We start from the raw sequence: 3,928 nt of genomic DNA, 5'->3' as shown, positions 1-3,928 counted from the left end.
ATGTCCAGGGTGGCAAGGAATGGTTGCGCCTGCTCTTCTCCAAGGAAGGCGGCCGTTTCTTCTCCGAAGACACCAAGGCGCTCACCGTAGTCAACGGCGCCGCCGACGGGCTCGATCTCGGCGCGGCCTTCGCCTCGGCGCAGACCGCTCTCTCCGACGCCGGCGACAACACCATCTTCTCGCGCTACACCGAGTGGTATCCGATGCTCGACACCGAGACACAGAACCAGTTCGGCGCGCTGATGACTGGTGCGATCAATGCCGAAGAGTTCATGAACAACATGCAGGAAGCGGCCGACGCGGTGGCGGAAGACGACTCGATTCCGAAGTACACCCGCGAGGCCTGATCCCGCGGAGGATCGGCCCACCATCGACTGATCCTCTTTCGCACGATGCGTTCCCGGCGGGCTCTCTGCCCGCCGGCGAACTCGTATCCTTCGCACCTCGGTTTCCGAAGGCCAGATGAATCGCGAGGCCGCAGATGAATCATGGCAAGTACCGACTTATCGTTCCGTTCTTGGCGCCGGCGCTCCTTCTTTACGGTGTGTTCGTGCTCTATCCCTATGTGCAGGCGTTCTGGATTTCGCTCCATCAGTGGCGAGGAGTCAGCGCCAACAAGAAGTACATCGGTCTGGACAACTACCGCAAGGTCGTCGAAGACGAGAATTTCCGCAACGCGCTGACCCACAACGTCCAGCTCCTGTTTGTGCTTCCCATTTTCATCATCGGCTTGGCCATGCTCTTCGCCACGCTCTTTGTTCAGGGTGGACGCGGAGTGCGCGGCGCAGGGTTCTATCGCGTTGTTTTCTTCTTCCCCCAGGTCATGTCGCTCGTGATCGTTGGAGTTCTCTGGCAATACATCTACAACCCGAACAGCGGATTGGTGAACGGATTCCTCGAAGCAATTGGGCTCGACAGCTTGACCAGATCATGGCTCGGCGACACCAGCACCGCACTCTGGGCGGTGGCCGCCGTTATCGTGTGGCAAGCCGTTGGCTTCTATATGGTGCTCTTTGTCGCTGGCATGCAGTCCATTCCACTCGACTTCTACGAGGCAGCCCGGCTCGATGGCGCAAACCGGTTTTCCCAGTTCAAGGACGTCACGATGCCCCTGCTCTGGGAAAACATTAGAGTCGCCATCGTCTACATCGCGATCGCGGCGCTGGACCTCTTCACCATTATTCAGGTCATGACCGAGGGCAAACCCCAACGCTCGACCGACGTCGCCGCTCGCTATATGTACGAGCAGGCATTCAAGAACAGTCAGTTCGGTTACGCATCGGCGATTGGCGTCGTACTTCTCATCCTGACACTCGGCCTATCGATCATCCTGCTCGTCTTCTCACGCCGAGACCGACTGGAATATTGATATTGCCCGCGGCCAGAGGAACGAAAGGACCGCCAGGTGAGCATTCAGGAATCGACCGGCAACATCCCTGCTATCGAGACAGATTCGGCTGACACTGTTACCACCGTGCGACGCTCGCGGTTCACTGGCGATAACACCTTCGGCGCATTTTCTCAGGTCCTGCTGATCATCTGGGCCATCCTCGTCATCTTTCCGTTCCTCTGGATGGTGATGACCTCGTTCAAGACCGATCCCGAGATCATCTTCAGCCCCTGGAGCCTTCCCGATTCCCTGCAATGGGACAATTTCGAGCGCGCCTGGAACGGCGCCCACATCGGCACCTACTTCAAGAACACCATCATCGTGGTGACGATGTCGGTCTTCTTCACCCTCCTCCTTTCCTCCATGACCGCCTATGTGCTGGCTCGGTTCGAGTTTCCAGGGAGCCGGATCATCTTCTACCTCTTCATGCTCGGCTTGATGTTCCCGGTCTTTCTTGCGCTGGTTCCCCTCTTTTTGCGTATTGATAGATGTCACCGCCGTACGTCGCCGCCACGGTGCTGTAGTCGAAGTCGTACTCCCCGGCGCCGTACCCGGAGCCATCGGGAATCTTCTGCGGCTCGCCATACTCGCCTGCGGCTGAAACCGCGCCCAGCATCGACCCGCCGATCACCGCTGCGGCAGCTGCTGTTGCGATCAGCTTGCGAACCCGTCCATAACCACCTTCGTCGAACATCGACATCACAACCCATCCTTTCGATGAATCCATTACCCAGGGCGATCCATTCCGCCTTGGCCTGCATTCATCCTGACGGGAATCGCCCCACGGCGAATCGGCAGGATTGCCTAAAGCCGTCTGACATACGCATCGCCTCGCTGCGACACGTCTCGAAATCCGGCGATCGGAGGATTGACGCGCTGAATGACCGATATCTTCACGAACACGCTTCTGGAAAATGCTCTTGTAGCCCTCAAGGGATAGGACCAAGACGGAATTCGGGTGATTGCCGAGGGGTGTTATCCCAGCGTTTCAACGGCGGAATCGCTTGGGACGACCGGGAATCGTCCCCTGGCGATCGCCAATCCGTTCTCCCCCTCCCCTATCCCTTGCCGTTCGGAGATATGAAATCGGGTTGCCGTGCCGCTTCGGCCATCCGCCGGGCGACCACGCGCGCATCCGCATCGACAGTCAGCGGTGTCCCCAGCGACCAATCGATTTCGCCAATCTGGGCCACACTCACCACCACATCACCAAAGTCATCGGACGTACCGCCGGTTACGCCCCAAGCTGTCGCCCCATTCGACCGCGCCAGCCACACCCGCGCCGGCGCAGTCTCCTCCGCGCCATCCACGATCAATACCCGCTCCGCTCTGCCATACCGCTCCGGCAGATCCACTTCTGCAACCCATTCCCAATCCGACAGATTCGCCGATCCGCTGACCACCCTCGCGTCTGGCTGCACCAGGTCCGCCACCCGGCCCGCGAGCTCGGCATCGTCATAGGCCACGAGCAGCGTTCCGGATCGCGGCGTATCCCAGCTTCGCGGCAACACTGCCGGTCGATATGACGTCACTGGCGGACCCGCGTCCCCATCATCCAGGAGAGAGCCAGTCCCGCCCATCCGCTCCTTCAGAAACCGGACATCGACATCCCGAAACTGCCGGAATCCATCCTCGATCACCACTGGACACCCGGCCAACACCACGCTCGCGCTTGCGGTCGAGAGAAACTGCCCCGCCCACGAGGCCGCCTGAAACGGTTCCGGCAGCTCGACCGTCCGATACTGCAATCTCGGATACGCCGCCAGGAACGAACGCAACGGCTCCGCACCGCGTGCTTCGAGCAAGGCAACCAATGCCGGGTCGAACCTGGGCTCGAGATAGGTTGCCTCGTGTCCAAGCTCGATGAGCGCCGTCATGACCGCCCGGTTGGTGGTTGCGGACGGATTCTTCCAATCCGAGACGATCGACGGCCCCGCAAGAATGAACCGCAACCCCTCCTCGACGACTTTGGTCACGCCGCCACGCCCAGCTCGCGCTCCACTGCGCCGATCGACTCGTCCAGAATCGCGATCATCTCGTCGATCTGTTCGGTCGTGATGATCAACGGCGGGGTGTAGAGCAGGTGATCGCCGACCACACCATCGACCGTGCCCTGACCGGGATACGAAACCATGCCGCGTTCCAGCGTCGCCTCGCCGATGCGCTTGCTGACCCCGAGCTCCACCGGGAACGGCGCTTTCGTCTCTCGATTTGCTACCAGTTCGACTCCCTGCATCAACCCCAACCCGCGCACATCGCCAATGATTGGATGCGCATCCATGAGCGCCACCAGCTGCGAACGGAAATACGAACCAACCCTCTCGGAGTTATCGACGAGCCGGTGCTTCACCGTGTAGTCGAGGACCGCTTTGCCGATAGCGGTGGAAAGCGGATTGCCGCCGGCGGTATGCCCGATCACAAACGATCCACCTGTACCGCGCACCTGTCCCACGATCTCGGGCCGCACCAGCACGGCGCCCAATGGGGTGTAGCCGCCAGAAATGCCCTTCGCGCACGCGATGAGATCGGGCGTTGCGT

At 60.4% G+C, this 3,928-nt stretch carries 6 protein-coding genes; 2 read left to right on the top strand and 4 right to left on the bottom strand.

Going from position 1 to position 3,928, the window contains the following annotated elements; genetic code table 11:
* Together R2855_19915 and R2855_19910 are read left to right on the top strand one after the other, a co-directional pair.
* Positions 1–347, top strand: a 347-nt coding sequence (locus R2855_19915; GenBank protein MEZ4533272.1) for a hypothetical protein, incomplete at its 5' end; no start/stop codon positions are given.
* 134 nt (positions 348–481) lie between these two features.
* A complete protein-coding gene (locus R2855_19910) occupies positions 482–1,369 on the top strand; it encodes a sugar ABC transporter permease (protein MEZ4533271.1) in 888 nt (295 codons plus the stop codon).
* Here the strand turns inward: R2855_19910 and R2855_19905 are convergent.
* The 4 genes from R2855_19905 to R2855_19890 form a co-directional block, all read right to left on the bottom strand.
* Positions 1,343–1,885, bottom strand: coding sequence for a hypothetical protein (locus R2855_19905; GenBank protein ID MEZ4533270.1), 543 nt, complete (start codon positions 1,883–1,885; stop codon positions 1,343–1,345). The two genes, R2855_19910 and R2855_19905, sit on opposite strands and share 27 nt — an antisense overlap.
* Positions 1,815–2,117, bottom strand: coding sequence for a hypothetical protein (locus R2855_19900; protein ID MEZ4533269.1), 303 nt, complete (start codon positions 2,115–2,117; stop codon positions 1,815–1,817). Before R2855_19900 ends, R2855_19905 begins: the two co-directional genes overlap by 71 nt.
* A 331-nt stretch (positions 2,118–2,448) precedes the next feature.
* Positions 2,449–3,366, bottom strand: coding sequence for a hypothetical protein (locus R2855_19895; GenBank protein MEZ4533268.1), 918 nt, complete (start codon positions 3,364–3,366; stop codon positions 2,449–2,451).
* A partial coding sequence (locus R2855_19890; GenBank protein MEZ4533267.1) for an aminotransferase class III-fold pyridoxal phosphate-dependent enzyme occupies positions 3,363–3,928 on the bottom strand: 566 nt, incomplete at its 5' end. The genes R2855_19895 and R2855_19890, both read right to left, overlap by 4 nt.

This window comes from Thermomicrobiales bacterium, assembly GCA_041390825.1.
Lineage (GTDB): Bacteria > Chloroflexota > Chloroflexia > Thermomicrobiales > UBA6265 > JAMLHN01.
This window is presented reverse-complemented; position numbering and strand designations above follow the sequence as displayed.

What these genes read in the sequence shown, in the direction of transcription:
- R2855_19910 (MEZ4533271.1), top strand. Translation starts at nt 482, where the DNA reads ATGAATCATGGCAAGTACCGACTTATCGTTCCGTTCTTGGCGCCGGCG.
- R2855_19900 (MEZ4533269.1), bottom strand. Translation starts at nt 2,117, where the DNA reads ATGGATTCATCGAAAGGATGGGTTGTGATGTCGATGTTCGACGAAGGT.